The organism is Streptomyces sp. NPDC058664, from assembly GCF_042716635.1.
Taxonomy (GTDB): Bacteria; Actinomycetota; Actinomycetes; order Streptomycetales; family Streptomycetaceae; genus Streptomyces.
Genome location: NZ_JBHXRW010000009.1, coordinates 151,041 through 177,414, shown reverse-complemented (window position 1 = coordinate 177,414; position 26,374 = coordinate 151,041). Strand labels below are relative to the sequence as shown.

General features: G+C 72.6%; 26 protein-coding genes and 3 pseudogenes. 16 read left to right on the top strand and 13 right to left on the bottom strand.

Annotated features, from left to right (window positions below; all coding sequences use genetic code 11):
- The first annotated feature begins 33 nt into the window (after nt 1–33).
- The 3 genes from ACFWUY_RS10520 (at nt 34) to ACFWUY_RS10510 (ending at nt 2,157) form a co-directional block, all read left to right on the top strand.
- The gene (locus ACFWUY_RS10520) at nt 34–819 is read left to right on the top strand and encodes a TSUP family transporter (RefSeq protein ID WP_384105010.1); all 786 of its coding nucleotides are present in this window, start codon (nt 34–36) and stop codon (nt 817–819) included.
- An 85-nt stretch (nt 820–904) separates the two neighbouring features.
- The gene (locus ACFWUY_RS10515; RefSeq protein WP_384105008.1) at nt 905–1,543 is read left to right on the top strand and encodes a GNAT family N-acetyltransferase; all 639 of its coding nucleotides are present in this window, start codon (nt 905–907) and stop codon (nt 1,541–1,543) included.
- Nucleotides 1,544–1,590: 47 nt separating this feature from the next.
- Nucleotides 1,591–2,157 carry a GNAT family N-acetyltransferase gene (locus tag ACFWUY_RS10510; protein WP_384105005.1) on the top strand — a complete coding sequence of 189 codons (567 nt, stop codon included), beginning with the start codon at nt 1,591–1,593 and terminating at the stop codon, nt 2,155–2,157.
- Here ACFWUY_RS10510 and ACFWUY_RS10505 read toward each other — a convergent pair.
- Nucleotides 2,148–2,867, bottom strand: a complete 720-nt coding sequence (locus ACFWUY_RS10505) for a DUF4230 domain-containing protein (RefSeq protein WP_384105002.1) — start codon at nt 2,865–2,867, stop codon at nt 2,148–2,150. The genes ACFWUY_RS10510 and ACFWUY_RS10505 overlap by 10 nt on opposite strands.
- Before the next feature lie 189 nt (nt 2,868–3,056).
- On the opposite strand from ACFWUY_RS10505, the gene ACFWUY_RS10500 reads away from it, so the two are divergent.
- Nucleotides 3,057–3,677 (top strand): VanZ family protein, encoded by a 621-nt coding sequence (locus ACFWUY_RS10500; protein ID WP_384105000.1) that lies wholly within the window; start codon nt 3,057–3,059, stop codon nt 3,675–3,677.
- Between the two features lie 47 nt (nt 3,678–3,724).
- On the opposite strand, the gene ACFWUY_RS10495 is transcribed toward ACFWUY_RS10500, so the two are convergent.
- The 3 genes from ACFWUY_RS10495 to ACFWUY_RS10485 are packed head-to-tail and all read right to left on the bottom strand — an operon-like array spanning nt 3,725 to nt 5,338.
- Nucleotides 3,725–4,099 carry a hypothetical protein gene (locus tag ACFWUY_RS10495; protein WP_384104997.1) on the bottom strand — a complete coding sequence of 125 codons (375 nt, stop codon included), beginning with the start codon at nt 4,097–4,099 and terminating at the stop codon, nt 3,725–3,727.
- A complete protein-coding gene (locus tag ACFWUY_RS10490; protein WP_384104994.1) occupies nt 4,059–4,805 on the bottom strand; it encodes a hypothetical protein in 747 nt (248 codons plus the stop codon). Before ACFWUY_RS10490 ends, ACFWUY_RS10495 begins: the two co-directional genes overlap by 41 nt.
- Nucleotides 4,802–5,338, bottom strand: coding sequence for a hypothetical protein (locus ACFWUY_RS10485; RefSeq protein WP_384104992.1), 537 nt, complete (start codon nt 5,336–5,338; stop codon nt 4,802–4,804). Before ACFWUY_RS10485 ends, ACFWUY_RS10490 begins: the two co-directional genes overlap by 4 nt.
- A gap of 228 nt (nt 5,339–5,566) precedes the next feature.
- On the opposite strand from ACFWUY_RS10485, the gene ACFWUY_RS10480 reads away from it, so the two are divergent.
- Entirely contained in the window at nt 5,567–6,148 is a 582-nt protein-coding gene (locus ACFWUY_RS10480) for an SMI1/KNR4 family protein (RefSeq protein WP_384104988.1), read from the top strand.
- On the opposite strand, the gene ACFWUY_RS10475 is transcribed toward ACFWUY_RS10480, so the two are convergent.
- On the bottom strand, nt 6,145–6,651 hold the full coding sequence (locus tag ACFWUY_RS10475) for a DinB family protein (protein ID WP_384104986.1): 507 nt from the start codon (nt 6,649–6,651) through the stop codon (nt 6,145–6,147). The two genes, ACFWUY_RS10480 and ACFWUY_RS10475, sit on opposite strands and share 4 nt — an antisense overlap.
- 413 nt (nt 6,652–7,064) lie before the next feature.
- Here ACFWUY_RS10475 and ACFWUY_RS10470 point away from each other — a divergent pair, with 413 nt between their 5' ends.
- From ACFWUY_RS10470 to ACFWUY_RS10460, 3 genes and pseudogenes are all read left to right on the top strand, one after another.
- Nucleotides 7,065–7,871 carry a hypothetical protein gene (locus ACFWUY_RS10470; RefSeq protein ID WP_384104983.1) on the top strand — a complete coding sequence of 269 codons (807 nt, stop codon included), beginning with the start codon at nt 7,065–7,067 and terminating at the stop codon, nt 7,869–7,871.
- A gap of 69 nt (nt 7,872–7,940) precedes the next feature.
- A protein-coding gene (locus tag ACFWUY_RS10465; RefSeq protein WP_384104980.1) for an IS5 family transposase occupies nt 7,941–8,748 on the top strand; the annotation gives its coding sequence in 2 pieces (ribosomal slippage) (nt 7,941–8,296 and nt 8,295–8,748; 810 coding nt in all).
- 25 nt (nt 8,749–8,773) lie between these two features.
- Nucleotides 8,774–9,477, top strand: a pseudogene (locus ACFWUY_RS10460) (transposase).
- A gap of 40 nt (nt 9,478–9,517) precedes the next feature.
- Here the strand turns inward: ACFWUY_RS10460 and ACFWUY_RS10455 are convergent.
- Complete coding sequence (locus tag ACFWUY_RS10455; RefSeq protein ID WP_384104977.1) at nt 9,518–10,063, bottom strand: GrpB family protein; 546 nt, start codon at nt 10,061–10,063, stop codon at nt 9,518–9,520.
- Nucleotides 10,064–10,096: 33 nt separating this feature from the next.
- On the opposite strand from ACFWUY_RS10455, the pseudogene ACFWUY_RS10450 reads away from it, so the two are divergent.
- From ACFWUY_RS10450 to ACFWUY_RS10440, 3 genes and pseudogenes are all read left to right on the top strand, one after another.
- Nucleotides 10,097–10,207: pseudogene (locus tag ACFWUY_RS10450) on the top strand (IS5/IS1182 family transposase); the annotation flags it as partial.
- A gap of 33 nt (nt 10,208–10,240) precedes the next feature.
- A complete protein-coding gene (locus ACFWUY_RS10445; protein ID WP_384104974.1) occupies nt 10,241–10,636 on the top strand; it encodes a hypothetical protein in 396 nt (131 codons plus the stop codon).
- A gap of 65 nt (nt 10,637–10,701) precedes the next feature.
- Nucleotides 10,702–11,142: pseudogene (locus ACFWUY_RS10440) on the top strand (IS701 family transposase); the annotation flags it as partial.
- Nucleotides 11,143–11,458: 316 nt separating this feature from the next.
- Here ACFWUY_RS10440 and ACFWUY_RS10435 read toward each other — a convergent pair.
- The 7 genes from ACFWUY_RS10435 to ACFWUY_RS10405 form a co-directional block, all read right to left on the bottom strand.
- Entirely contained in the window at nt 11,459–12,511 is a 1,053-nt protein-coding gene (locus tag ACFWUY_RS10435; protein ID WP_384104971.1) for a hypothetical protein, read from the bottom strand.
- A gap of 221 nt (nt 12,512–12,732) precedes the next feature.
- On the bottom strand, nt 12,733–13,320 hold the full coding sequence (locus tag ACFWUY_RS10430) for a GAF domain-containing protein (RefSeq protein ID WP_384104968.1): 588 nt from the start codon (nt 13,318–13,320) through the stop codon (nt 12,733–12,735).
- A gap of 25 nt (nt 13,321–13,345) precedes the next feature.
- Nucleotides 13,346–14,200 (bottom strand): S8 family serine peptidase, encoded by an 855-nt coding sequence (locus ACFWUY_RS10425; protein ID WP_384104965.1) that lies wholly within the window; start codon nt 14,198–14,200, stop codon nt 13,346–13,348.
- Complete coding sequence (locus tag ACFWUY_RS10420) at nt 14,197–17,670, bottom strand: adenylate/guanylate cyclase domain-containing protein (RefSeq protein WP_384104962.1); 3,474 nt, start codon at nt 17,668–17,670, stop codon at nt 14,197–14,199. The genes ACFWUY_RS10425 and ACFWUY_RS10420 overlap by 4 nt, the downstream gene beginning before the upstream one ends.
- A 51-nt stretch (nt 17,671–17,721) precedes the next feature.
- The gene (locus ACFWUY_RS10415) at nt 17,722–17,901 is read right to left on the bottom strand and encodes an aroma-sacti cluster domain-containing protein (protein WP_384105046.1); all 180 of its coding nucleotides are present in this window, start codon (nt 17,899–17,901) and stop codon (nt 17,722–17,724) included.
- A 65-nt stretch (nt 17,902–17,966) separates the two neighbouring features.
- On the bottom strand, nt 17,967–18,629 hold the full coding sequence (locus ACFWUY_RS10410; RefSeq protein ID WP_384105043.1) for a hypothetical protein: 663 nt from the start codon (nt 18,627–18,629) through the stop codon (nt 17,967–17,969).
- 99 nt (nt 18,630–18,728) lie between these two features.
- Nucleotides 18,729–19,814 carry a radical SAM protein gene (locus ACFWUY_RS10405; RefSeq protein ID WP_384104959.1) on the bottom strand — a complete coding sequence of 362 codons (1,086 nt, stop codon included), beginning with the start codon at nt 19,812–19,814 and terminating at the stop codon, nt 18,729–18,731.
- Nucleotides 19,815–20,457: 643 nt separating this feature from the next.
- Here ACFWUY_RS10405 and ACFWUY_RS10400 point away from each other — a divergent pair.
- Genes ACFWUY_RS10400 through ACFWUY_RS10380 form a run of 5 tightly spaced genes read left to right on the top strand, consistent with a single transcriptional unit; the run spans nt 20,458 to nt 26,362 of the window.
- A complete protein-coding gene (locus ACFWUY_RS10400; protein WP_384104956.1) occupies nt 20,458–21,720 on the top strand; it encodes a glycosyltransferase in 1,263 nt (420 codons plus the stop codon).
- Complete coding sequence (locus tag ACFWUY_RS10395) at nt 21,692–22,654, top strand: DUF6895 family protein (protein ID WP_384104953.1); 963 nt, start codon at nt 21,692–21,694, stop codon at nt 22,652–22,654. Before ACFWUY_RS10400 ends, ACFWUY_RS10395 begins: the two co-directional genes overlap by 29 nt.
- On the top strand, nt 22,651–23,982 hold the full coding sequence (locus ACFWUY_RS10390) for a radical SAM protein (RefSeq protein WP_384104949.1): 1,332 nt from the start codon (nt 22,651–22,653) through the stop codon (nt 23,980–23,982). Before ACFWUY_RS10395 ends, ACFWUY_RS10390 begins: the two co-directional genes overlap by 4 nt.
- A gap of 2 nt (nt 23,983–23,984) precedes the next feature.
- A complete protein-coding gene (locus ACFWUY_RS10385; RefSeq protein ID WP_384104946.1) occupies nt 23,985–24,947 on the top strand; it encodes a DUF6895 family protein in 963 nt (320 codons plus the stop codon).
- Entirely contained in the window at nt 24,944–26,362 is a 1,419-nt protein-coding gene (locus ACFWUY_RS10380; protein WP_384104942.1) for an MFS transporter, read from the top strand. The genes ACFWUY_RS10385 and ACFWUY_RS10380 overlap by 4 nt, the downstream gene beginning before the upstream one ends.
- Nucleotides 26,363–26,374 lie beyond the last annotated feature (12 nt).

Here is a 26,374-nt window from a genome sequence, read left to right as displayed (position 1 = left end):
ACTGCACCGGGACGACGGACGAGCGGGAGCGGCGTGGAGTGGACGGTGGGGGCGGGGCTGGTCGCCGGCCTGCTGATCTCGATCGTGACCGCCCCGGTCGGGGTGTCGGGAGCGGTGTTCCTCCTGCCGGTGCACCTGAGTGTCCTCGGGGTTCCGAGCCCGGCCGTCACCCCGACGAACCTGCTCTTCAACGTGGTCGCCGGGCCCGGCGCCCTGTGGCGCCACCGCCGGACCGGCGCTCTGCGCGGCCGCCTGGCGAGGCGTCTGGTGGCCGGGACGCTCCCGGGTGTCGTGGTGGGCGCCGCCGTCCGCGTCTTCGCCCTCCCCGGACCCGGTGTCTTCAGGATGCTGATCGCCGCCCTGCTCCTTCCGCTCGGGCTGTGGCTCTGTCTTCGTACCCTCCGCCCGGCCCCCGACCGGGCGGAGGCCGCGGCGGAGCCCTCCCCCGCCGCCCTCACCGCGCTCGCGCTCGCGGTGGGAGTGGTCGGCGGGATCTACGGGATCGGCGGCGGTTCCCTCCTCGGCCCTGTTCTCGCCGCCCGGGGCCTGCCGATGGCGCTGGTCGCTCCGGCGGCGCTCGCCTCGACGTTCGTCACCTCCGTCGTCGGCGCCGCCGCGTACGCGGTGCTGTCCCTCGCGAGCTCCGGCGACGTCGCCCCTGACTGGTGGCTGGGTCTCGCGTGCGGGGTGGGCGGGCTCGTCGGCGGATACCTCGGCGCCCGCCTCCAACCGCGCCTTCCCGAAAGGGCCCTGCGTCTTCTGCTCGGCGCGCTCGCCGCCGGACTCGGCGCCCTCTACGCGGTCCAGACCCTCACCTGAACCACCGGGACCGGAGCGCACGGATCACGGCTGAGGAGAGAGAAACCCGGTGCGGGCGCGATCCGCTGCCAGGATCATGGTGCGGGTGGAGACAGAACCGTTCGTACGCCGCTACCGCCCGTCGGACCGCGCCGACCTCGGGAACATCTGCGTCAGGACGGCACACGAGGGCCGGGACTCTTCCGCGCTGTACCCCGATCCCGAGCTGATGCCGTCGATCTTCGCCTACCCGTACGTCGAGCTGGAGCCGGAGTTCGCCTTCGTCCTGGACGACGGCGCCGGCCGTGCGGTCGGGTACGTCCTCGGAGTGCCGGACACCGCCGAGTTCGCCGGGCGGTTCCGCGCCGAGTGGCTGCCCGGGGTGGCCGCGCGCCACCCGGCGTCCGCCTCGGCGCCCGTCACACCGGCCGAGGAGATGACCGGCCTCCTGCACTCACCGGAGCGGATGGTCCACGAGGAGCTGGCCGCGTATCCCGCGCACCTCCACATCGACCTGCTGCCCCCGTGGCAGGGCCGCGGCTACGGACGTGCCCTGATGAGCGCCCTTCTGCGGACGCTGCACTCCCGGGGCGTCCCGGCCGTGCACCTGTGCATGGTGCGGGCGAACACCACGGCCCGGGCGTTCTACGACCGTCTCGGGTTCGAGCCGCTGTCGGTGCCCGATCCCGGCCCCGTCCTGTACCTGGGCAGGCCCACCGCTCCCGATGCCCGTCTCGGTCACTGAGCGAAAGCCGGAAAAAGGAAGGCCGAAGGAAGGCCGGAGGAGTCACCGTGATCATCACCTGGCGTCGAGTCACCGAGGACGACTTTCCCCTGCTCGCGCGGTGGCTGTCCCAGCCGCACGTGGCGCGCTGGTGGAACCACGAGACGGACGCGGAGGCCGTGGCCCGCGACTTCGGCCCGGCCGCCCGGGGCGAGGAACCCTCGGAGGACTGGATCGCCCTGCTGGACGGCGTACCGGTGGGGCTGGTCCAGCGGTGCCTCTGGGGTGACTACCCGGAGTACCGGGACGAGCTGGCGGCGGTGCTGGAGGTCCCGGCGGAAGCGGCCAGCGTCGACTATCTGATCGGCGATCCGGCACGCACCGGCCTGGGCGTCGGCCCCCGCGTCATCCGCGCCATGATCGAGCGCACGTGGCGCGACCATCCGCGTACCCCGTCGGTCGTCGTTCCGGTGGTGGCGGCGAACCGGGCGTCGTGGCGGGCGCTGGAGAAGGCGGGTCTGGTGCGGGTCGCCGAGGGCGAGCTCGAGCCGGACAACCCGATCGACGACCGCCTGCACTACGTCTACCGGATCGACCGGCCCGGGGCGGGCCGGCCGGGCTCCGCTCAGGTGTAGGTGACGGTGACCCGCTCGAAGCCGAGGGCGTGGAGCAGCCCTTGGAGCATGCTGGTGGTGTTGCGTTCGGCGCGGGTGGTGAGATCGCTCTCCCGGGCGGCCTCGCCGATGTGCCGGGCGGCGAGGGTGTGGACGGCGTGTTCACTGGCGGGATTGTCGGAGAAGAGGTCGCCGAGCCGGTCGAGGAGGCCTCGTTGCTTCGAGACGGCGTAGGACCGCTCGGGGTTCAGCGAGGGTTCGGCGAGCCGCGCGTGCGGCAGGCGGAGCGTGGCCGTGGTGCGCCGGTCGTCGATGGTGACGGCGTCGCGTCCGAGGCCGGCGAGGTCGACGTACGCGCTGACGTTGCCGGTGGCCACGTACAGGGTGCGGGTGCCCCGGATCGCGTCGGGCAGGAACCGGGCGTCCTTCTCCAGGTCCACCACGACCTGGTAGGTGCCGACGGCGCCTTCGTGGCGGTTCATGTCCTGGATGGACTTCAGGACGGCGGGGCCGGACCGGTCGTGGGTCTCGGTTCCGAACAGGTCGCCCAGGGACGGCAGTTGGAAGAACCGCCCCAGGAGGAGCAGTACCAGGGACAGCGCGAGGAGGACGGCGACGACGGCGGGCCACTTCCGGGCCCCGCGTCCGCGTCGCCGCCTCTCGCGCGAGGGTCTGTTCTCCGCATCGTCCCGGCCGTCCCGGTCGTCTCGGTCATCTCCGTCGCGTCGCATGGAAGTCTGCTGCCCGTCGCACGCGGGGCCATTCGCATCGAGCCCGAACTGCCCTCCGTTGAAGCGCGGTTGTGGCAGGTGCGGCTGCTGTGACCGGCGCCGGGCCGCCGGGCGCCCGGCCGCGGATTGCCGGGCGGATGCCCGGGTAGTCGAAGTCCTCCGGGAAGACCTGCGACAGGGGGGACGAGCATGAAGATGTGGCGACGCGACCGGGGCGCGAGCAAGGTCGTCGGTGGCGAGGTGCCGGAACAGGACGACGAAGCACGGGTCACGCCGCCCGGAGCCGCGCCGCCGGGGACCGGGCAGGAGGGCGGACGGCGCAGACCGGGCCGGCCGGTCAGGGCGCTGGTGGCACTGGTGGGGCTCGCGGGCATGGTGGCGTTCGCGATCGTCCTGGCCCGACTCACCCTGAACGCGTCACCCGCGTCCGTGTCCCTCACGCACAGCAACCTTTCGCCCGGCAGCTCGATCCGCGCCTACCTCCAGCAGCCGGGCTTCGTGGACACGGTGAAGCAGCTCGGCGGGAACGTCGCGCTCGGCGTGCCGTTCGGCATCCTCCTGCCGCTCCTGTCGCGCAGGACGCGCGGTCTGGTGCGCGTCAGCCTGCTCACGGTGGTGACGATGCTGATCGTCGAACTGATCCAGGGCGCCCTCATCACCGGCCGCGCCTTCGACATCGACGACGTCCTCCTCAACACCACCGGCGCGCTGATCGGCTATCTGCTCGTCGGGCGGCGCATGGGCCGCGCGGTACATCCCCGCCCCCACCGCCGCCGGTGGCTACGGCGCACACCCGGCCCGGCCCGCTGAGGCGGTCCGCCCGCCGCCGGGACAGGTGTCGGCCACGGGCTTTGTCCTCAGCCGTTGAGGAGGTCTGCGGTGAGGAACCCCGTAAGGACCAGGACGACGAGCAGCCGCAGGGCGACGAGGCCGTCGACGGCCAGGCGCACGCCGGGCTTCCGGGTGGCCCTGAGAAGCCAGGTGACCCCGATGGAGGCGAGGCAGCCGACCGCGAGCAGGGCGAGGTCTCCCTGGCCGTACGGCTGTCCCGGGGCGCTGGGGTCGAGGTCGTACGACTCCATGTACATCGCCAGGGCAAGCAGCAGCCAGCACGCCGACAACGCTGCCGTGACAGCGGATTCGGCGATCACGAGGGCGAGGCGGCCTTCGCCGCGGCTGATGTCTGTCGGGTCAGGATGGGTCTCGGGGTGCCGGACGTTCATGCTGCTCATGAAGACGGTTCCTTCGTTCTTCGTCTCGTTCGCGGGGCGTTCGGTCTCCCGGAGGGTAGTCCGGATCGCCGAGTACGGGGGCGAGGGCGAGCGCCGCGGTGATGTGCTCGGGTCCGGCACGTGGGTCCGCCCGGACGGCGAGCACGGCGTCCAGGGCGGGCATCGGGGTCAGGGCGTGGTGCCAGGCGTGGCGGGCGGGGCCCGAGGCGTACTGGGCGGTGAGGGTTTCGACGGGGGTCAGGGGGACGCCCGCGCGGCGCGCCAAGGGGGCGAGGCCCGAGGCGACGAGGGCGCAGATCTCGGCGGGCGGGGCGGTGTTGCGGTGGTGGTCGTCGCGCACCTGGTAGCCCACCGCGTACACGAGGGCCCGCTCACGGTCCGTCGCAGGTGACGGCAGGGGCGTCTCGTACCAGAACTCCTCGACGGTCGACGGGGTGATCCCGGGGCGGGCCCGGCCGTCGGGTGTCCCGGTCATGGCGATGCGTACGGCTCCGAGGGCGACGGCACCCTCGGAGAGCCGTCGCAGGCACGGGAGCTGTCGCGACGCCGTCGCTGCGGCGGCCCGCCGGACCTGTGGGACGGTCGGGCCGTCCGTCCAGACGAGTCGGGGGTCCGTGTCACCCCCGTGGACGTGGATGTCGTGGCCGAGGCGGGCGGTGAGCGTGGCGGCGAGCCGCGGCAGGCCGGCCTCGGGGCCGCGGGTCACCGGTGGTCCGGGCGGGTCGGGACCGGGACGGGCCCCGGATAGCCGACGGCCGTGATCTCGGCCGCCAGCTGTTCGGGCGTCACGTCGGGGTTGAGCGCCACCACCACGTCCGGGGTCAGCGGGCGCATGGCGTAGATGTGGCGTACGGCGTCGACGTCCACCGGGGTGTCGTAGTAACTCCTGGCCCAGTCGGCGTAGTTCTCGGGATCGCCGTCCATGAGGAAGGAGAACAGGTACGACGCCCCGTCGGGGTCGCTGCCACCGCCGTCGTACTCGATCCGCCCCGTTCGCCACCGGTCGTCGTCCGTCTCGCGCCACAGGCAGGCCGTCACACACCGAATCCCGTCCTCGACGAAGGACGGCTCCTCGACGCAGGACCGGAACACCTCCGGCACCGCGTCCAGGACTCCTGGCCAGACGTTCTCGTCAGCGTCCACGAAGGGGCTCATGGGCGACTCGTGATCGAAGCCGCGGATGTACACGCCCTCGGGCGAGAAGACGACGGAGTACGCGTCGCCGGCACCGTTGTCCATCCAGCCGAGTTCGCGCCCCGGGACCAGTGGGCGTCGAAGCCATGGCGTCGGTACGGGCTGTCGGGCGCGAGGATCGCCTCCGTCATGCCCATGGCGCGGCACCGGTCACGCAGAGTCGGGATGTCGGGAAGCCGCCGTGCGACGTCGAGAACGGTCATGCTCGCATTTCAGCAGACGCCTACGACAACGGGACGCCCGGCTGTCAGTGGCTGTTGCCATGATTCCGGCATGAACACGGAAACATGCGACCCGGCCGAATCGGCCGCCCTCCGCGAGATCTTCGCGTCCCGCCCCGGGGCGGCGCCGCCGGCCGGCTGGGAGGCGGTGCGGTCCTTCGAGGCGGACCACGGCATCGTGCTCCCGGAGCCGTACCGTACGTTCGTGGCGGAGGTCTGCGACGGACTGCGCGCCGGACCGCCCTTCTACGGTCTGCTGCCCCTCGCGCAGACGCCCCCGGACTGGGGCTCGGACCGCCCCGAGCGCCTGCTCGCCGAACCCTTCCCTCTCACGGAGGCATGGCTGTGGGAGGCGGAGGACGACGAGACGGCGCTGTCGGAGCAGGAGTTCGAGGCTCGGACGGGCCGCGTGTTCGACCACGGCTCGCTGCTGCTGGGCACCGACGGATGCGGCATGTACTGGCACTTGATCGTCACCGGTCCGCAGCGTGGTCACGTCTGGCAGATCGCAGGCGAGGGCGCTATTCCCTTCGGTCCCCAGTCGCCCGACGCCCTGATGCCCGGCATGCCCGGCTTCGCGGGCTGGGCGACCCACTGGGCCCAGGGCCGCTCCTGGTTCGCGGACACGCCCTAGCCGCCGGTCGTGCCGTCGAGCATCTCGCGCAGGATGTCCAGGTGGCCGTTGTGGCGGGCTGTCTCCTCGGTGAGGTGGAGAAGGATCCAGCGCAGGTCGACGTGGAGACCGTGGCGGGTGGCTCGCTGGGCCTGCTTGCCCAGGTCGTTCCCGGCGACCAGTTCGCGGTGGCGGGCGCTCTGTTCCGCGTATTCGTCGAGCAACTGCGTGAGCGGGAAGTCAACGGCGATGCGCATCTCGCGGTCGGGGTCCTCATCGGTCCAGGGGCCCTGGTCCTCCTCTCCGAGGAAGACGACCTGGAACCAGTAGTACTCGACCCAGCGGAGGTGGTTGATCACTCCGCTCATGGTCATCAGCGGTGAGCCCGGCAGGAGGGCCTTGCGGGCGTTCTCCACCGAGACGCCATCACATTTGGCGCGGGCGGTGTCACGTGTGTAGTCGAGAAACGTGGTGAGCTGGGTGCGCTCGTCCCACGCGGGCGGCGTGTCGTCCATTCTTGTCATCGGGCGAAGCGTCCCCGATCACCGCGCCCGATGTCGAGGCATTTAAGGACGGGCTCAACCTGCCCCACAGCTCCTTGCCCGGTGGGTCACTACCGCGGTTCGACGCCGGTGGGCCGCCCGGCACGATCCGTCGGACGGGCCTAACTGATCGTTTCAGAATGCGCTTCTTAGGCGGCGGAGGCGCATATGGCCGCAGGCCGGTTCGAGCAGTCCCTGGTGGAGGTCGGCGCGTCGTTCGTGCGGAGAGGACGGCCTGCGTCCTGTCCCACGACGCATACGCGGAGATCCCCGACGGCCCGGGCACCTCCTCCACTCCCCAGGCCTGGGGCGAGACCGTCGAGCGCTTGCTGAACGGGGTCCTGACGCCGTAGCAGCCCTGGATGATCGGATGGCCGCCCTCTACGATCACGCCCATGTCGATCACCTCACCCATACCCGTCTTGCGCGGCTCCGGCGGAGTCGTCCTCCAAGCCGAGGACGACGATCTCGTGTTGACCCGGGGCCGCCAGGAGACGCGGATTCCGCTCCAGGCCGTTCGGACGGTCCGGACGGAGGGCCGTGCCGTCGCCGTGGAGCTCAAGGCCCCACGCGGATCGACCCCGGCCGTCCATCGGGTCGGGGGCGTGAGCGAGGCGGCGGCCACGATGTTCGCCGACGCGGTCAACGCGAGCCTGCCCGAGCGCGCGGACGAGTCCGCGGAGGCCGCTGACGGATCGGTCCTTGTCACCGTGAGCACGCTGACGGAGTCCGACGAGGACGCGTGGTTCCGCAAATTCACGTTCTGGGCGTGGACTGCCGGCCTTCTGATCGTCGCGATGGCCGTGGTCATCGCGCTCCTGGGGCCGATGGAGCTAGCGGTCCTATTCCTCTTGGTCACCCCGTTCGGCGTGGGGATCACCGTGTTCGGCGCCGTATCGGTGAAGGGGATGTACGACGTCTGGTACCTGCCCCGGCACGGCATCACCGTCGAGGCGAAGCGCGACGGCGTGAGCTACGTGTACACCGACGTGCAGGGCGCGACCCACAGCCGCATCGACCTGCTCGGGAAGAGCACTGCCCCGACCGTCCAGGTCGCCTACCGCCCGGGGCGTCCCGACATATCGACCTTCGTGCACTCATGGCTCCGCAAGGTGTGGCTCACCTCCTTCTCCCTGGTCATCCTTCTCGTCGGGCTGGCCGTCACCGCAGTGAGCGTCGCCATCGTGGTCGAGCTCTTCTAACCGAGCGCTTCAGAATGCGTTGAGACGCGGGTCTTGCGCTCGGCGATCTTGGTCAGCAAGGTGTCCGGGGTGCGTGCTGATCTTGTTCCTGACGATCTGTGGGAGCGGGTGGCTCCGCTGCTGCCACCTGCTCCCGAACGGCGCCATCGCCACCCCGGGCGGCTGCGCGTTCCCGACCGAGTGGCCCTCGCCGGCGTCATGTTCGTGCTGCGGACCGGTGTCGCGTGGCGTGATGCTCCCGCGGAGACGGTGGGCTGCTCCGGTGTGACGGCCTGGCGCCGGCTGCGGGACTGGAACGAGGCCGGCGTCTGGCCACGCCTGCACGCCGCCCTGCTGGCCGAGCTGCGCCGCGCCGACCTGCTGGACCTGGACGACTGCTCCGTCGACGGATCGCGCGTCCGGGCTCTCAAAGGGGGATCACGTCGGCCCCTCACCAGTCGACCGCGCCCGCCCCGGCTCCAAGCACCACCTGATCGTCGACCGCCACGGCCCCCCACCCGCGGTCACCCTCACCGGCGGGAACCGCCATGACCTCACCCAGCTCCTGCCACTACTCGACGCCGTCCCGTCGATCCGGGGTCCGCGGGGACGTCCTCGCCGCAAGCCCCGTCGCCTGTACGCCGACCGGGGCTATGACTTCGACAAGTACCGCCGCCTGCTGTGGAAGCGCGGCATCAAGCCCCTGATCGCCCGACGCGGCGTCGCCCACGGCTCCGGACTGGGCGAGGTGCGCTGGGTGGTCGAGCGCACCTTCGCCCGGCTCCACCAGTTCAAACGGCTCCGCACCCGCTACGAACGACGCGCTGACCTCCACCAAGGCCTGCTCGAACTGGCCTGCAGCCTCATATGCCTACGCCGCCTACGAACCGCATTCTGAAACGATCAGTAAGAAGCCATCTCATTTGGTTGAATCGGTAGGCTGTGGGCCCGTGGTGGGGATTGTTGAGCGGCTGGTGCCGGAGGCTCCATCGCGACCCCAGGGCGGTGGCCGGCGTCGGCATGGCGACCGTGAGGTGCTGGCCGCGATCGTGTTCGTAGCCACCTCCAAATACACCTGGCAGCAGCTGCCTGCCGCGTCGTTCGGACCGTCCGGGGCCACGGCTCACCGCCGGTTCGCCGAGTGGTCGAAAGCCAGGGGGCGGGCCAAGTTGCACCACCTGGTCCTCGACGAGCTCGGCTCTCGGGGCGAGCTGGACCGGTCGAGGTGCGCCATCGACCCGGTCAGCGTGCGGGCGATGAAAAGGGGGAGCTGACGGGTCCGAATCCTGTCGACCGGGGCACGTACGGGTCGAAGATCCATCTGATCACCGAGCGGACCGGTCTGCCCATCTCCGTCGGGATCTCCGACGCCAACCTCCACGACAGCCAGGCCCTGATCCCGCTGGTGAAGGGCATACTCCCGATCCGTCCACGCCGCGACCGGCGACACCGATGGACCATCGAGCGAACCATGTCCTGGCTCGCCGGCTGCCGACGACTTCACCGACGCTACGAACGCAAGGCCGAGCACTTCCTCGCCTTCACCAGCATCGCCTGCGCCCTGATCCGCTACCGCAGACTCCACTCGCCAAATGGGGTGACTTCTGCCGTAAGGGTTGTCTCGTGACTCCGACGGCCTTGGCTTCGACTGTGATCGGAGGGCTTGATCAGGCGTCACTGGGGCCGGGAGCCCAGCCGGTGTGCTGGGCCCAGACGTCAGCGCGTCGGATGATGTCCCATACGAAGGCATCTTTTGCTTGGACGTAGCCGGGACGGTCGTTGCGGAATTCGGCTGCGCAGTGCTTCTTGGCTGCCGCGTACTCGTTCGCGACGGCCGTGTGGCACCGGAGGTAGTCGCGAAACAGTAGGGGGAACTGCTGTGAGAAACTGCCCAGTTGCCGCACGTGCACGTGGGCCCGGCGCTGACCTGGAGGTTCCCGGAAGTATCGTTTGGTCCGTTCGGGATTGTCCGCCCGGTACACGAGCCCCATCTCTGTCAGCGGGCGCAGGAATGCATCCGTCGCTTCCAGCGATGCCACTGAGATCTGGATGTCAATCACCGGCTTGGCCGCCAATCCTGGCACCGAGGTGGACCCGATGTGGTCGATACGAGCCGCAGCATCACCGAGGGCGACACGTAGGCACGTGCCCCATTTGGCGAACATGGCTGGCCAAGCAGGGTCGTAAGGCACGATCTCGACTGACTCTCCCATACTGAGAAGTATTCCAAGGCTTGCCGCAACGTGATGTGCGGATTCCGCCGCCTGCACTGCCGCTACGAGCGCAAGGCCGAGAACTTCCTGGCCTTCGCCGGGATCACAGCCGCCCTCATCTGCTATCGCAGGCTGACGGCCTGACGGGCAGCGCCCGGAAATGGGACGATCCACAGCGTGATCGGATGGATGCGCCACACCCCGCGCTGGGCGGTCATATCGGTCTGCGTGATCGCGGCCGTGCTGCTCTTCGTCGGTGCTTCCGCGCATGTAGCCGACCTTCTCAGCAACGGTCTGCACCCCTACGCCTGGGCACCGAGCTGGCTCAACCTCTACTGGTCGTCGCTGGCGCTCTTCGACACGCTCGCGGCTGTGCTCCTGATCAGGGGCGAACGCCGAGGAACCGACCTCGCCTGCGCCATCATGGCGACCGACCTCGCCGCCAACTGGTACGCGGTCTACGGCATCCAGCACAGCTGCTTCGCCGCTCAGCCTGGCCTTCAACGACTGACCGTCTTCGCCGTACTCGTCCTGGGAACGGCACCGTTCATCCGACGACACCTCACCACATGAGATGACGTCTCGTACTGCAACGGTGTTTGTCGTGACTGGGGGCCAGGACGGTGGTTGGTGTGTGTATGGGCGGGGAACTTGCTGAGGCCCGGGTGTGGGCGGGTGAACTGAAGTCTTTGCACGAGCGGTTCGTGCACCGTTTTGCCAGGTCGGAGCCGCGTGAGCCGGCGCTGGCGTATATGCGAGGGCTGATAGCTCCGCTGGAGCGGAAGAACGGCTGGACGCCGGCCGAGGAGGCCGGTCATGCGGGTCCGGACCGGATCCACCGGCTGCTGAACCGGATCGAATGGGACGCGGACGAGGTCCTGGACGACGTTCGGGACTACGTGGTGGAGCGTCGCGGAAACGGGGCTCACGGCCCCCGGGTCTTCGACTGGGCCAGGGTCGAGGTCCGGCCCTGGCACCGAGAGGACCGCCGGCACTGGGTGATCGCCCGCCGCGGCGTGAGCCGGCCCGAGGAGATCTCCTCCTACATCGCCTGCTGCCCCGCCGACACCACCCTGGACCACTCGTCCCCCTCGGCCTTCTTGAACTCCGACGCTTGGTCCACCGCCTCACCCGCCGCCGACCCACACCCTTCGACCACGTCCCGCACCGGTCGAACTGGCGACGCCGACGACAACACCAGGCACGCGTCAGCCACTACGAACGACGCGGCCACACACCACCCGAAACCGCAAAACCATCCGGTCAAAGACCGTTGCAGTACCAGGGAGACGACCCGAAGGAAACGGCCCGGTGCCCCGGGCCGGAAGCGGACCGGACCGCCGATCGATCAATCGATCGAGGCAGGGAATCCACGAGGAACTTCGGCCCGGGGCCTCAGCGGTGCGCGTCGCGATACCCGCGCAGTCGGGGGCCGCGTACGGCGGGGAGCCCGACCAGGGTGCCGTCGAAAGCGTCGGGGTGGGGCCTCAGCGGGTACCAGGGGTGTGGCGGCAGGGGGTAGTCGTCGCGCAGGACACCTTCCGGGAGCACTCCGGTCGCGGGCATGGGTGAGGTCTCGCCCGGGAGGGCGAGGTACGCCCAGGCCCCGCTGTCCAGCGGCACCACAGCCCCCTCGTCGCCGGGCGGACGCCAGGGCGCGCCCGTGAGGGGGTGGCGGGGGACGAGGAGGACGTCGGGGCGGGGCCGGGGCGTGCCGATCCCGGGGCCGGCCAGCCCCAGGGTCCGGGTGTCGGGTCCGGCGGGAAGGTACCGGCCGACAGTGTCGCCGAGCAGGTCGGCGACGGGTCCGGCGGGGAGGGCCACGGGGTGGCCCTCGGTGGCCGCCACGAGGTGGGCCAGCGCGACTCCGAGCGCAGCCTCCCAGCGACGGTTCCACGACCCGTCGGGTTCGACGGGCGGGACGCGGTGCTCGGCGCGCTCCAGGTCGCCCCAGTCGACAGGCGCCCCGGCAGGCGGCCCGGCCGGGAGCCCCGAGGGGCGGCGCTCGACCGCGTCGGGCTCCAGCCACACCGTCTGCCACATCCCGCAGTCGTCGACGCGGGTCGCCACGGCCTGCCCGCATCCCTCGCACGCCAGGTTGGGACCGGCCCTGCCGTCCACGCCCCGGCAGTAGCCCTCGCACTTCTCGAGGATCAGGGACATGGACCGGGAGTCGCCGGGGGCGATGACGATCCTGTTCCGCGCGCCGAAGGAGACGGAGTACACCGGGGCGTACACGCCCTGCCGGGCGGCCGCCTCCGCTCCGACCTCCTCCCACAACCGCCGGGGTGGTCCGGTGGGCCGGGGGTCGACGGCGTACGTGCCGGGCTCCATCAGCGGAGGATGGAGTTCCTCCCATCCTCCGTAGTGGGTGTGGACGGGGAGGGCGACCCGGAACACCGGCGCCGTCAGGTCCGTACCGCACCCGGCACACGCGAACACGTCCAAACAAGCTTCCCCTCTCCCCGGTTCCCCGCCGGATTGTGCCTCGCCCCCCGGCGCGGAATCCACCGGATTCCGGAACGGCTCCCGAGGCCTGAGCCGGAAGTTCCCCGGTGGTTCTCCGTCCTGGCTTCCCGCTCCTCGTCGCCGTCCACGCCGTGAAGGGCGTCCGCCTGTTCCACGCCCGCCGCCCCGCGGCCTGATCCGCGCCCGGTCCGCAGGCCCTCTCACTCTCCGAGGAGGCGGCGGGCTTCCGAGAGGAGACGCAGGAGCTCGGTACGCGAGGGGTCGTCGGGGGTGTCCGGGGCCGCCGCCCGGCGTCGCGCGTGGGTGGTGAGGACGTGCAGGGCCACGGCGGCCTGGCGGGCGAAGAGGCACAGCAGGTCGAGTTCCGTCAGGCTGGAACGGGCCTGCGGCGACGGGTCGAGCACCTCCAGGACCCCGAGGACGCGGTTCCCGTGGATGAGGGGGGCGGCCATCAGCGCGTTCGGTACGTAGCCGGTGGACTTGGCGATGTCCCTGTCGAACGACGTGCTGTCGTGCAGGTCGTCGACCACCATCGGCTCCCCCGACGCGGCGACCCACCCGGCGATCCCCCGGCCGGCCGGGAACCGCCGGCCGACCAGGAAGTCCTGCCCCTGCCCGGAGACGGCCTCGAAGACGAGCTCGTCCGCCGCGGCCTCCAGGAGCAGGATGGAACTCGCCTGCGCGCCGAAGATGGCGCGCGCCGTGTCCACCACCGACTGCAGGAGTTCCTCCATGGCCGGATCGGGTTGGCGTGCCGCGGACGCGACGGGAGTGATCGTCTGAGCCATGGGGGTTCCCTTCCGGCGCCGGTCGTTACCGGCGTCCGTGGACACGGACATTGGCTGCGGACAGGTACAGGGCGTTCTTCAGCTGGAACGGCGTCAGCCGGGGGCGGCTCGACAGGATCCGTGCGCACAGCCCCGCGATGAACGGTGTGGCGAAGCTGTTGCCGGAGCTGCGGATCGACGTACCGCCGAGCCACGCCACCCGGACCCGTTGGCCAGGGGCGAAGAACTCCACCGGCGGCTCCGGGTTGTAGAGGTGGAGGTCCGGGTCGTCCTCCTGGTGGCTGCCCACCGAGATCACCGACGAGAAGCGCCAGGGAAAGCTCTCCACGTGCGTGTTGTGCGCCGAGGCGACGATCACCGTCTGCTGGAAGTACGCCTCGTCGGCCAGTCGGCGCAACTGCTCCACGAAGCGGTCGCTGCTGGTGGACAGGCTGAGGTTCACCACGTCGAACCGCTGCCGCACGGCCCACCGGATGCCTTCGAGCAGGACGTCCCCGCTGCCGGAGAAACGCTCGCCCAGTACCCGGACGCTGGTCAGCTCGCAGTCCGGCGCGGTACGCCGGATGATCCCGGCGCAGGCGGTGCCGTGACCGCAGGCGTCCCCCTCCTCCGTCTCCTCGACGCGGACGCGGACACCGTCGCCGTCGCCGTCGTCCTTGACCACCCGCCACGATCCGGCGAGCGGGCCGACCATGGGGTGGTCCCGTTCGACACCCGAGTCGACCACGCAGACACGGATGCCGTGCCCCGTACCGCCGAGGAGGCCGAGACCCCCCTCGGGTGCGTCCGGTGGGCCGTCGGCCTCCACGGGTACGTCCTCGGGACCGCGTCCGCGCAGCCCCCAGGTGAGTCCGGGCGCCGGTCGCCGCACGGTGGTCATCGTGGTGCCTCCTCTCCGGAGTCCGAGTCGGTGCCGGTGCCTGTGCCTGTGTCGGTGCCTGTTCCTGCGGCTGTGGCTCGGCTGACGCCAGGACCGTGTCCCGGCGGCCCCGGCGGGCGGTCGTGGCGGGGTGAGGGCTCGGGACCGGGTTCCGTGCGGCGTACGGCACGGGTCTCCGGTCGGCGTACGGCGGCCGCCTCGGACGCTGCCTCAGCCTGGCGTACGGCGGGGAGATGGCCTTTCGCCGCGAAGTACCCGCGGGCGCGGGCCGCCGCCTCGGCCGCATCGGCCGGGCGGCCCAGCACGAGGGCCGTGCGGGCGAGGTCGAGGGCGGCGAGGCCCTGGACGATGGGCGAGTCGGTGCGGGCGGCGGTGGCGACCGCGCGGGCGGCCAGCCGGATGGCGGCCTCGGACCGCCCCCGCGCCGCCGCGATCCGGGCGCGCAGGCCGTCGAGGTCGGCCGACTCGGCGCGCGGGCGGATCGGTTCGGCGCGTTCCCCCGCCAGTTCGGCGAGGGTGCCGTGGGCGGTGCGCCAGTCGCCGAGGTCCAGCCGGACGCGGGTGGCGTCGAGCAGGGCCCCGCGCCGCAGCGCCGTGGCGCCGAGTTCCCCCGCCGCGGTGGCGGCCCGCTCCAGGCTCAGAAGCGCCTCCTCCGGCCGGCCCGCCAGGTCGGCGACGGTCGCGGCGAAGATCGGAAGGAAGGCGCCGGCCTCGGCGTACCCGAGCCGCTTCGCGAGGTGTTCCGCCTCCGCGAGGCAGTTCAGGGCCCCGTCACGGTCGTCGTGGAGGGCGAGGAGTACCGCGAGCGGGCAGTTGAGCGTCAGGCGGACGGCCCTGCGGCCGGTCCCCTGGTCGGCGAGGAGGTCACGGCAGCGGGCCACGGCGTCCGTGACCGGTTGGGGGCCGCGCCAGAGCGAGACCCCGGTCGCGCCGAGGGCCGCGGCCCGCTCCGGCTCGGCGTCCGCGCGTACCGCGTGGCCGAGCGCGCGGGCCAGCAGCCGCTCCGCCGTCCCGTGCCTGCCCTGCTCCTGGGCGCGCTGGGCGAGCCGCAGACAGGCCTTGGCCTGGCCGAGGTCGTCGCCCGCGGCGGCGAAGACCGGCAGGGTGGCGCCCGCCGCTTCGGCGGGTGACTCGGCTCGTCCGGCGGACGGACCGGCGGAGGCGAGCGCGAGCCGCGCGTGCGCGGCCTCCAGCACGGCCGTGCCGTCGGCCGGCGCCTCGGCGAGCACTTCTCCGGGCACTTCCCCGAGTGCTTCTTCCAGTACTTCTTCGAGCAGCGCCCTGCCTTCCGCACCGCGCCCGAGGTCCAGCAGCGTCTGGCCGAGCCTCCGGCGTGTCGCCGTGCTCCCCGGTTCGCCCGCCGCGTACCGGGCCGTGGCCCTGGACAGCAGGTCGGCGGCCCATACCGGGTCGGCGTGGGCGAGCGCGAGCCGCCCGGCCTCGGCGAGCGCGTCGGCGGCGCGCCGGCGCAGCCCGTCGGTGTGCGGGTCCTGGGCGCCCAGCTCGACCCGGTAGCGGTACGCCTGTTCCAGATGGGCGCCGACCGCGGCGCTGCCCCGTGCACGGACCGAGTCCAGTCGGGCCGCCCGTTCGTGCCGGTCGGCCCGGTCCATCTTGGACTGGGTGGCGTAGACGACCTCCTGGATCAGTCCTCCGGCGAACCGGAACGCCTCACCGTCCGGCCTGATCAAACGGTGCAGGACCAGCCGGTGCAGCGTGGGCCGGACCTCGGCCCCGGTCCATGACTCCGCGGGATGCCCGGCGAGTGCGGTCAGTTCGCCGACGGTGAAGTCGCCGCCGAGGACGGAGGCCAGGCCCAGGGCCCGGTGTTCCGGCGGGTCGAGCGCGTCGATCCGGGCGCCGATCAGCGCCTGCAGCTGGAGCGGGACGCTGTCCGCGTCCACGGGGTTCCCCGCGATCAGCAGCTGTTCGAGGTGGAGAGGATTCCCGCCGACCCGCGCCAGGACCCGGGGGGCGAGCGGCTCGTCGCCCGGCGTGCCTCCGGTCAGTTCGGCCGCGAGGAGCTGCGCCTCGGCGTCGGAGAGCCCGCCCAGCGGTACGGCGGACCGGGCCAGTTCGGGGTGTACGTCGAACAGCGGGGGGCGGGTGAGCAGAACGACCAGGACGGCCGCGTCGGTGAGTGCGCGCAGCAGCCGGTCGAGGGCGTCGAAGAGCGGCTGCGCGGCCCAGTGACAGTCGTCGATCACCAGCACGACGGGTCCCGTCGCGGACAGTTCGGCGAGGACTTTGGCGAGCGCCGCGCAGGTGTCGGCCGGTGACGGGTTGGGCGTACCGTCCAGGAGCAGACCCTGTTGAAGCAGATCGAGTTCGGGCGAGGGTACGGCCTCGGTGCCGGCGGTCCTCAGCAGACCGGTCACGGCGTCGGCGAGCGGTCCGAGGCTGGGCTGCTCGCCACGGGCCCGGCAGCGCCCTACGCCGTGGCGCGGCTCGGCTCCTGCGAAGGATCCGACCGCCGGGGTCGCCGTGACTGCCGGGGCAGCGGTGGCCGTCGGAGCCGGCCTGGCCCTCGTCGTTGCCCTGGCCCTCGTCGTTGCCCTGGCCCTCGTCGCTGGCGTGCCCGCCATGTCCGCCGTCGTTGGTGTGTCCCCCGTCGCCGCCCCCTCCGTCGTCCCCGTCCGGTGGAGCCACTCGCGTACCAGTCTCGTCTTGCCCTGGCCCGCCTCCCCGCCGACCACCACCCGACCGGCCCGGCGAGTCCGCGTCACACGGCGCAAGGCCTCGTCGAGCAGGGCGAGTTCACGCACCCTTCCGACGAACGCGAGGTCGAACCGGCGCAGTGCCTCCGGGCCGTCCTCCTCGTCCAGGCCCAGCAGGCGGTGGGCGGCGACACGGTCGCTCTTGCCCTTCAGCAGCAACGGGCCCGTCTCCGTCGTCCGGACGCCCGGCCCGGCGGCCGCCAGGGTGTCGGGGCCGATGAGGATCTCCCCCGCCCCCGCGTTCTGTTCCAGGCGCGCGGCGACGTTGACCACCTCGCCGGAGACCATCGCCTGCCGCAGCGTCGCCGAACCCGTCACCGCCTGGCCGGTGTTGACCCCGATGCGCATCTCGAGCCGCACGCCGACGGCCTGCTCGAGGCGGGCGTTGAGCCCGGCGAGCGCCTCCCGCATGGCCAGGGCCGCCGCGAGCGCCCGGCGGGCGTCGTCCTCCCCCACGGCCGGCACGCCGAAGACGGCCATCACCGCGTCCCCGATGAACTTCTCGACGGTGCCGCCCTGTTCCTCGATCCGTGACCGCATCAGGTCGAACCAGCGGAGTGTCACCGAGCGCAGGGTCTCCGCGTCCAGTGCTCCGGAGAGTGCCGTGGAACCCACCAGGTCACAGAAGAGGACGGTCACCACTTTGCGGCCGGTCGGCTTGGCCATGACCGGTCCGGGGGAGCTCGGGCTGCCGCAGGACGGGCAGAACCGGGCGCCGGGCGGCAGTGCGCTCCGGCACGAGGCGCAGGGCATGGGTTCCTCCGGTGGGCACGGGACGGCGGCGGGGTTGCGGGGCGCCTCCGGTCAGAAGAGGGCGCCGCCCGCCACGTCGGCATGGGCCTGTACCTCGGGGGCCGCCGCGTCGAGCCGTCCCCTGATGTCGACGAGCAGGGCCAGCTCCTCCGGGGTGAGCGCGCGCAGGACCTCGTGCTGCTCGTCGCTGAGCGCGTCGACGACGAACCCCGCGGCGGCGAGCGCCTCCAGGGTGGGTGTGTACGGGGAACCGGAGGCGGAGGACGAGGGGGCGTCGTACGGAGCGGCGTCGTCGGTCACGGGTGTCCTCCGGGAGCGGTGGCGAGGGAGCGGAAGAGGCGGGTCAGCAGGTGAGTCGTGTGCAGCGCGCTGAGGGAGACGGCGGTCCGCAGGGCCGGGGTCGGCGCGAGGGCGTCGAGTTCCCGGTAGAGGTCGTCGAGGTGACCGCCGTCGAGCTCCGCGTGTTCCCTGAGGGTGCGGAACGCGCCGCCGGGGAACCCGGTGGTCTCGGCCAGGCGGTCGGCGAGCCGTGGCCCGGGGGCGTTGCCCTCCAGGACCGCGATGTAGCCGAGCAGGGTGACGGGGTGCTCGTGCTCGATCCGGTAGTACTGCGCACCGGCGAGTTCGACGGCGACGGGGTGCGGCACGGCGTCCGGCCCGGCACCGGTGGCCGCGAGGTCGTCGAGCAGCCAGAGGTCGTGGTCGCGCTCCTCCTCGGCGTGGCGGGCGCAGTACGCCGCGAGGCGCCGCGCCGACGGGTCGTCGAGCTCGGCGCACCGTACGGCGGCCCGTTCGAGGAGCGGCACCGAGGCTCGTACGAGCGCGTGCATGGCGGCCAGGTAGCGCGGATACCGCTGCCGCAGCCCGTCCGGTCGCCACAGGGACGCGATCGCGGCCCGCAGCACGGGCGCGGTGGGCGTCAGCGTGGTCCTGAGCGCGAGGGAGGCGGTGGGGTTCATCGGCGGTTCCCCCCGGTTCCGGCACGACACGGTGGTACTCATCGGCGGTTCCTCCGGTTCCGGGACGACACGGTGGTGTTCATCGGCGGCTCCACGTGCTCATCGACGGCTGCCCTCCTCCGTGGGAGGCGACTCGACCAGGTGCGCGTAGCGGGCGCAGCCCAGGCGGCGCACCAGGGCCGCTGGTCCGGCGGCCAGCTGCTGCTGCGCGCCGAGCCGGTCGAGGAGTTCGCCGACGCGGCCGCCGGCGTCACGGGCCGCGCCCGCGAGGACCTCGGGGTGGTCGGCGAGCGCGTGACAGCTGCGGCAGTAACCGTTCGGGGCCGGTGAGGTCCCGTGGCGGGCGTGCAGCCGCCGGGGGCCGACGGCGCGCAGCATCCGCAGCACCGGGGAGTCCAGGGAACGCGCACGGACGGCCGGCCAGTCGTCCTCGGCGATGTGGCCGAGTCGCAGGTGCCCGGGTACGGGACGCCGGTCCACCGTCCACTGGTTGCAGCAGGCGGCCACGGTCCCGTCGAAGGCGACCACCGGCCAGGCCGCGAGGGCGCACGGCGCCGCCAGGGAGCCGTCCGGTCCCGGCGGGGTCTCCCGGACGAGGCCCGCGGCGCGGCCGAGCGGCCGGACCTCGTTGACCAGCATGGGCACCTCGGCGGCGAAGACGCGCCGGACGTCCGCGACCGCCTCCGCCAGATACGGGTCGTCGGGTCCTGTACCGGTGAGGTGGACGCTGACGGGAACGCCGGCGTCGAGGACGGTCCGGAGGACGCGGAGCACTTCCGTACGCGGAACCTCGCGTTCGTGGTGGACGTCCAGGCTCGCCGAGAAGTGGTCGAGGGTGGTGATCGCCCGCATGATCCGGTCCGGGAGGCGTCCGTCACGGGCGAAGAACATGCCGCTGAGCAGGGCCACCCGGGAACCCGCCGCACGCGCGTGTCCGGCCAGGCGTTCGACCAGCTCGGGCAGCAGCAGCGGTTCGCCGCCGGTGAGCATGACCACCTCCGGGCGGTCCTCCGTACCGAACGAGCCGACGAAGCGCAGCAGGTGCTCGGGGTCGGGCCGCTCGGACACCGACAGGGAGGAGTCGGTGGAGCAGTGTGCGCAGCTGAGGGGGCAGCGGCGGGTGAGCGCCACCAGGAGGCCGCCGCAGGGCACCGGCCGCAGGCCGATGAGCTCCGCCAGGTCCACGTCTCCTCCTCCGTGCCCGTACGTCGCCGATGCGGCGCGCGGGGCGTCGCCCGGATCGTGGCCCGGGGCGCCACACTTCCGGTTCGGGAACGCCTGGTAATCGGTTGGGTCCCAGGCCGGCGCGGGTCCGTGCGCCCGTCGAAGGGGCGGACGGGACCGCGTGGCGCGGTGTACGGGCGGGCCCGGGGGCCGTTCCACGTCCGCGTGGTCGCCGTATACCGGCCTCGAACCGGCGACGAACCGGCGTCGAACCGGCGGCCAGGCGTTCCCATACCGGGCATCCGTACGTTCATTCCCAGCCGGCGCAGCGACGCCGCCGACCGAGGAGGACGAACATGCCCGAGAACACGAACCCGCAGCCGACCGAGGACGAGGACATCGAGGTCGTGGCGCACAGCGAGGACGAGGAGGCCGAGGCCGGCTGCATCGTCAACAACTCCAGCGACCTCTCCTGACCCGAGGTCGACGAGTTCTGAAGCACCGCGCGGGCCACCCGGTTCTCGGCAGATCGTGCCAGGAGCCGGGGGGCCCGCGGCCCACTCCCCTCCCGCGCCGGACCCGTACGCGTGCCCGTGCCCGGCCCGCCAGGCGGGACCCGCCGCCCAGTCACCCATCCGCCACCGTCCGAGGGAGCACGCACGTCGTGAAGATCCTGCTCTGCCCGCTCAGCGACGGCGGCTACCTCTACCCGGCCATCGCGGCCGGGCGTGAACTGCGGCGCCGCGGTCATCACGTCGGCGTTCTCGGCCGGTCCACCGCCGGGCCCTTCGCGACGGAGGCCGGGCTTCCGTTCGCGGCGGCGGAGGACTTCGGCGGGCGTCGGGCGTTCTCCGCCACCTGGTGGGGGAAGACCGGTCCGGCGCAGTACCGGGCGACCCTCCGCGCGGCCCGGGACTTCGGGGCCGACCTGCTGGTCACCTCGGTGCTGTGCAACGGCGCCCTTCTCGCCGCCGAGGAGCTCGACGTCCCGGTGGTGGTGATCGGGCTCTCGGTCCATCTGTGGGACTACCGGTCGGGCGGCGGCGGCGAACCGCACCTGGGCAGGACCCGGCGGAGCCGGACCCTCGACTGCCGGCGGATCTACGCCGCCACGCGCGAGGAGACCGGTCTCGAGGGGCGTGCCTCCCGGTGGCAGGACGACCCGCTGTCCGGTGACGCACTGCTGCTCCGCGGCGATCCGGACCTCGAGTACCCGGGCGCGGAACTCCCCGGGCGGGTACGGCACGTGGGTCCGCTCGACTGGGAGCCGACGCCCGACCCGGCGGAGGTGGCGGCGGTCGGCGATCACCTGGCGCGGTCCGGGAAGCCCGTCGTCTACGTCCACCTGGGCCGGTTCTTCGGGGGCAGGAGCCTGTGGCCCCGGCTCAACGAGATCTTCACCGGCGGCCGGTTCCAGGCGGTGGTCGAGCAGGGCCGGTCCACCGACCCCCGGCCCGCTCCGGGCGCCGACATCCTGCTGGTCCGCAGGCCGTGGATGGGCCCGTTCGTCGACCTGGCCGGGATGGTACTGGCCAACGGCACCTCCGCTCCGGTGCTGGCCGCCCTCGTGCGCGGACGCCCCCTCGCGCTCTCGCCCAACGGCTCCGAGCAGCCGCTGCTCACCGGCGCCTGCGTACGGGCCGGCGTGGCCGTACGTGTCCCCCACAACCCGTCCGCGGACCCGTCCACGCATCCGCCCGCGGGCCTGTCCACGCACCCGTCGGCGCTGCTGGAGCGGGCGTGGCGCGACGACGGTCTGCGGAGCCGCGCCCGTGCGCTCGGCGTCGGCCTCGCCGCGCAGGGCGGCGCGGCGCGCGCGGCCGACATCGTCGAGCGGGTGGCCCGGGCGTCCGTGGCGTCCCCGACGACCCAGGCATCCGCAACCCCGAAGGAGGACCATGAGTACGCGACCAGCCGGCCTCGATGAGGCCGTGACGAGTCTGTCCGCGGGTGTGCGGCACTGGATCGGGCAACACGCGGGGTACCTCGACTCCACGGCCGGCCGCGCCGAGCTGCCGGTGACCCCGCGCGTCAAGGCCCTCCTGCAACTCGCCCTGCTCTGCCGGTACTGGGGGAAGACCGCGCCCGCCGACGCCGCCCTGGCCCGGGCGACCGAAGTGGTCGAACGGGCCTGGGAGAAGCCGGACTTCCCGCGGCTCCTCACCCTCGACCGGCGGTACGCCCGGGAGTTCGAGCTGATGTACGCGGCTCTGGCACCGGCCGGGGCCGTCACCGACGCGCCGCGCGCCGTGCTGGCCCGGCTGGCTGCCGACGGTTATCTGGCGCCGCGCCGGAAGTCGCCGTACCTGCACCTGGAAGCGCGGTTCTACGCCGACCTCGCCGGAGCCGAGCACCGGTTCGCCTCGTACCGGGAGCTGTACGCGGCCAGTCTGCCGGCCCGGGCCGAGGGGCTGCCCGTGGCCGGCCTGGACGTGTGCGTGGTCACGCACACCGTCTTCTACCTGAGCGACTTCGGCCTCCGCGACCCCGGCCTGACCGAGGAGGCGCGCGGGCAGGCGCTCCGTCTCGTGGAACGGCTCACGGAGCACTGTGTGGGGCTCGGCGAGTGGGACCTCGTCGGCAAACTGGTGCTCGCCCAGTACTGCCTGGGCGCGGATCCGCTGGACACCCCGTCGGGAGCGGCCGGGTTCCGGATGCTCGCCGAGGTCCGGTCGCCCGGCGGCGCGATCCCCGGACGGTCCGTCCTCAGGCGCGCTCCGGCGGACGCGACACCCGTGGACTTCTTCCGGAAGTCCTATCAGGCGACCCTCGTCACGGCGCTGGCGACGCTGATCGTCACGAGCGGCCGGACCGGCGGACTTTCCACGGCGGGAGCACCGGCAGTGCGGGAGGCACGATGAGCACCGACCAGGCAGTGGGCCCCGAGCGAGCGGTGCTCTCCGCGCAGGTGGCCGGCCCCGCGCCCGTACCGAGCTCCGGAGCAGCGACCGGAGCGGTGACGGGGTCGGAGACCGGCCGAGCCGGCGCCCTCTCCCCCGGCCCGCTCCCCTCCGACGCCCTCCCCTCCGGCGCGCGTCTTCTCCGGGGCGAGCGGAACTGGTGGTTCCTCGGTCCGGGCGGAGTGGCCCGTCTCGGCGGCCGGCACGTCACCGCCGACGGGGGCCTGCGCCCCGAGGCGGAACACCGGCTGCGCGAGAGCGGCATGCTCACCCCCGCCCGGGTCAAGGCCTACGCGCTGACCGTCCTCACCAGCACCCACTGCAACCTGGGCTGCGGATACTGCTTCCAGAACACCGCGCAGGACCAGGCGGGCGGCAGCCGGCCGCCCCGGATCGCCAGGACCCGCCTCACCTCGGAGACGATCACCTCGATCCTGGGCTTCACCGAGCGGCAGATGGCCGCCGTCGGTCTGGAGAAGCTCAGGATCCTCCTCTTCGGCGGGGAGCCGCTGCTGAACCCGCGCGCCTGTCTGGAACTCCTGGAGCGTGCCGCGGACATCGCCCCGACCTCGGCCTGGATGATCTCCAACGCGACCCTGCTCACCCCGTCCCTGGCGCGGCGGCTCGCCGACCGCGGCCTGACGTCGATCCAGGTCACCTTCGACGGCGACCGCGCCGACCACGACCGGATCCGGGTCGGCAGGGCGGACGGCAGCGGAACCTTCGACAAGATCGTCCGCAACATCGTCAAGGCCTCCGAGGTCACGCCGATCCAGTGGACGCTGCGGGTGAACGTCTCCCAGGAGACCTTCCACGGGGTCGACGCGCTCATCGACCGGCTCGTCGGCGCGGTCGACCCCGCACGGTGCACCCTGTACTTCGCCCGGGTCGGCGACGTGGGCGTCGGATACGCCAACAGCCTGCTGCACACCGGCGAACTCCCCGCCGCCTTCACCCGCTGGCAGCGCCGGGCGCTCGACCTCGGCTTCACCGTGAGCCGCCCCGGCGCCCGGAAGACCTGCGTCACCTGCGGTCACGCCGACGGCCGCTACGGCGCGGTGGTGAGCGCCGACGGCACCCTGGCCAGCTGCTGGGAGACCGCGGGAAAACCCGACTGGGAGGTCGGCACGGTCGACGACGGCTACCTGCCCGGTGCGGAGACCCGGGACCGCTGGATCGCCTGCCAGGACCTGTACCGCTACGACGAGAACGCGCGGACGCTCGCGAGGTTCCGTGACGTCGTGGACACGGCTCTGCTCGACCATCTGCACGAGACGGGGCGCCTGTAGCCATGCCCCCACTCGCACCCCTGGAGCAGCTCTCCGCCGGCGCGCTCGACTGGCTCGGAGGGAATCTGGACCACTTCGACCCGTTCTCGGCGCGCGCCCGTCCGGCGACGCACGGCAGGGCGAAGGCCGCGCTGGAACTGGCGCTGCTCTGCCACCGCGCGGCACACCCGGACGGCGCCCCCGACACCCCCGACGCGCTCGACGGGGCGACGGCCCTCGTCCGGAAGCTCTGGCAGCAACCGGAGTTCCCGCGCTTGTTCGACGAGGACCCCGCGTACGCCCCCACGTACGGGCTGGTCTTCGCCGCGCTGGCCCCCGACGGGATCGACGACACCCTGTGCCGGGACGCGGTCGACCGGTTGGACCCCGGCTTCCTCTCGGCCGGCGGGAGGTCACCGTACCGGCGCATCGAGATCCGCTACTACGCGGACAAGGCGGGCGTACGGCACGCCATCGAGCCGTACGCCGAGCTCGTCCCGCGAAGCCCGCTGGTCGCGCCGCGCGCCGCCGGTCCCGGGGACGCGCGGCCGCGGGACGGGGCGCCGCTCACCACCCCGGAGGCGTACGCCCTGACGCACACCGCCTTCTACCTCGGTGACTTCGGCCGGCGTGCTCCCGGTCCGACCGGGAACGCGCCGGTGCACACGGCGGCGCACACGACGGACCTGGTCGACCGGATGCTGTGGCACTGCGTGGCGCACGACCGGTGGGACCTGGCCGCCGAGCTCGTCCTCACGCAGTACATCCTGGGGAGCGATCCGCTGCGCACGCCCTCGGGCGCCGCCGCCGTGGAGTGCCTGGTGCGGGCCCAGCGGCCCGACGGGGCGATCCCGGCGCGGTCGGCGGCGCTCATGGCGTCCCCGTCCGCCCTGGCCGGGGCCGGGGAGTTCTTCCGCAAGGCCTACCACACGACCCTGGTGACCGCCCTCATGGCGCTCGTCGTCCGGTCGCCGAGGCCGTCGTGACGCCGCGCCTGACGCTGATCAACCGCGACTACACCCGGCTGTGGTTCGGGCAGGCCGTCTCGTCCGTCGGCGACGCCGTCTTCAGCACCACCCTGGTGCTGTGGGTGGCGACCGTCCTCGCGAAGGACGAGACCTGGGCGCCGGTGGCGGTCAGCGGCGTCCTGATGGCGTCGAGCGCCGCCGTGCTCGTCATCGGTCCGCTCGCGGGCGTGTTCGTCGACCGCTGGGACAAGCGCGGCACGATGCTGCTCAGCGAGGCGGTCCGCGGCGTCCTGGTGGCCCTGCTGACCGTCGTCTCGTTCCTGCCGACCGACGCCCTCCCGGCGGGTGTCTGGCTCGCCCTCGTCTACGTGACGGTGCTCCTGCTGCACGCGGCCGGCCAGTTCTTCTCTCCGGCGCGCTTCGCGATCCTCGCGGATCTCGTGAAGGGGGACGCCGACCGCGCCAGGGCGGCCGGCATCGCCCAGGCGACCGGTGAGACGGCCTGGATCATCGGTCCGCCGCTCGCCGCGCCCCTCCTGTTCACCGCCGGACTCCAGTGGGCGCTGCTCTTCAACGCGCTCTCCTACGCGGTGTCGTACGTCGCGATCCGCTCCATCGGCGTGCGTCCGACGCCGGCGGGACCGGCCGGGGCGGGCTCCCCGGAGAAGCCGGGCGGGAAGCCGAGCGGGAAGCAAGGGGGCGGCCTGCGGCGGGAGTTCACGGACGGCCTGCGGTTCTTCGCGCGCAGCAGGTTCCTTGTCGCGCTGCTCCTGCTCGCCGTCATCGGCCAGTTCGGGATCGGCGCGCTGAGCACCCTCAACGTCTTCTTCACCACCGACAACCTCCACGCCGAGCCCCACCTCTACGGATACGTCGGCATGGCCATGGGCGTGGGCGGCATCACCGGAGCCCTCTGCGCCGGCCGGGTGGTGCAGTGGTTCGGGGCGCGGCGGAGCACCTGGATCAGTCTCCTCGTGAGCGGTGTGCTGCTCGTCGCGTACTCCCGGCAGGGCGGTTTCCTCGCCGGTGTCGCCCTGCTCTTCGTCTTCGCCGTCCCGCTCACCGTCCTGAACACCGCGATGGCTCCGCTGCTGCTCGCGGCGGCGCCCCCGGACTACCGGGGACGGGTGATGGCCGTGTTCTATCCGGTGACGAAGTTGGCGTCGATGCTCTCGGCGGTCCTGTCCGGCTGGCTCGCCGGCTCCGTGCTCCACGGCTTCGCGGGCTCGGTCGGCGGGCTCCGGTTCGGCCCGATCGACACGATCTTCGCGGTGTCCGGGTTGATCGTCGTGCTGTCCGGCGTCTACGCCTGGCTCGCCCTGCCCGGTACGGAGACGGCCGGCGGACAGGCCGAGGGGCCCGTCGTGGAGGCCGGTGTCGGTACGGCCACCGCGTCGGCACCCGCCCACCGCCCGCCCCATGAGTCCCACTAGCGCCGTCCGCCC

Coding starts and splice junctions, on each gene's coding strand:
- ACFWUY_RS10505 (WP_384105002.1), bottom strand. CDS start 2,867: ATGCGACGCGACGGAGATGACCGAGACGACCGGGACGGCCGGGACGAT.
- ACFWUY_RS10500 (WP_384105000.1), top strand. CDS start 3,057: ATGAAGATGTGGCGACGCGACCGGGGCGCGAGCAAGGTCGTCGGTGGC.
- ACFWUY_RS10495 (WP_384104997.1), bottom strand. CDS start 4,099: ATGAGCAGCATGAACGTCCGGCACCCCGAGACCCATCCTGACCCGACA.
- ACFWUY_RS10485 (WP_384104992.1), bottom strand. CDS start 5,338: ATGGACAACGGTGCCGGCGACGCGTACTCCGTCGTCTTCTCGCCCGAG.
- ACFWUY_RS10480 (WP_384104988.1), top strand. CDS start 5,567: ATGAACACGGAAACATGCGACCCGGCCGAATCGGCCGCCCTCCGCGAG.
- ACFWUY_RS10475 (WP_384104986.1), bottom strand. CDS start 6,651: ATGACAAGAATGGACGACACGCCGCCCGCGTGGGACGAGCGCACCCAG.
- ACFWUY_RS10470 (WP_384104983.1), top strand. CDS start 7,065: ATGTCGATCACCTCACCCATACCCGTCTTGCGCGGCTCCGGCGGAGTC.
- ACFWUY_RS10455 (WP_384104977.1), bottom strand. CDS start 10,063: ATGGGAGAGTCAGTCGAGATCGTGCCTTACGACCCTGCTTGGCCAGCC.
- ACFWUY_RS10430 (WP_384104968.1), bottom strand. CDS start 13,320: ATGGCTCAGACGATCACTCCCGTCGCGTCCGCGGCACGCCAACCCGAT.
- ACFWUY_RS10425 (WP_384104965.1), bottom strand. CDS start 14,200: ATGACCACCGTGCGGCGACCGGCGCCCGGACTCACCTGGGGGCTGCGC.
- ACFWUY_RS10420 (WP_384104962.1), bottom strand. CDS start 17,670: ATGCCCTGCGCCTCGTGCCGGAGCGCACTGCCGCCCGGCGCCCGGTTC.
- ACFWUY_RS10410 (WP_384105043.1), bottom strand. CDS start 18,629: ATGAACCCCACCGCCTCCCTCGCGCTCAGGACCACGCTGACGCCCACC.
- ACFWUY_RS10395 (WP_384104953.1), top strand. CDS start 21,692: ATGAGTACGCGACCAGCCGGCCTCGATGAGGCCGTGACGAGTCTGTCC.
- ACFWUY_RS10390 (WP_384104949.1), top strand. CDS start 22,651: ATGAGCACCGACCAGGCAGTGGGCCCCGAGCGAGCGGTGCTCTCCGCG.
- ACFWUY_RS10385 (WP_384104946.1), top strand. CDS start 23,985: ATGCCCCCACTCGCACCCCTGGAGCAGCTCTCCGCCGGCGCGCTCGAC.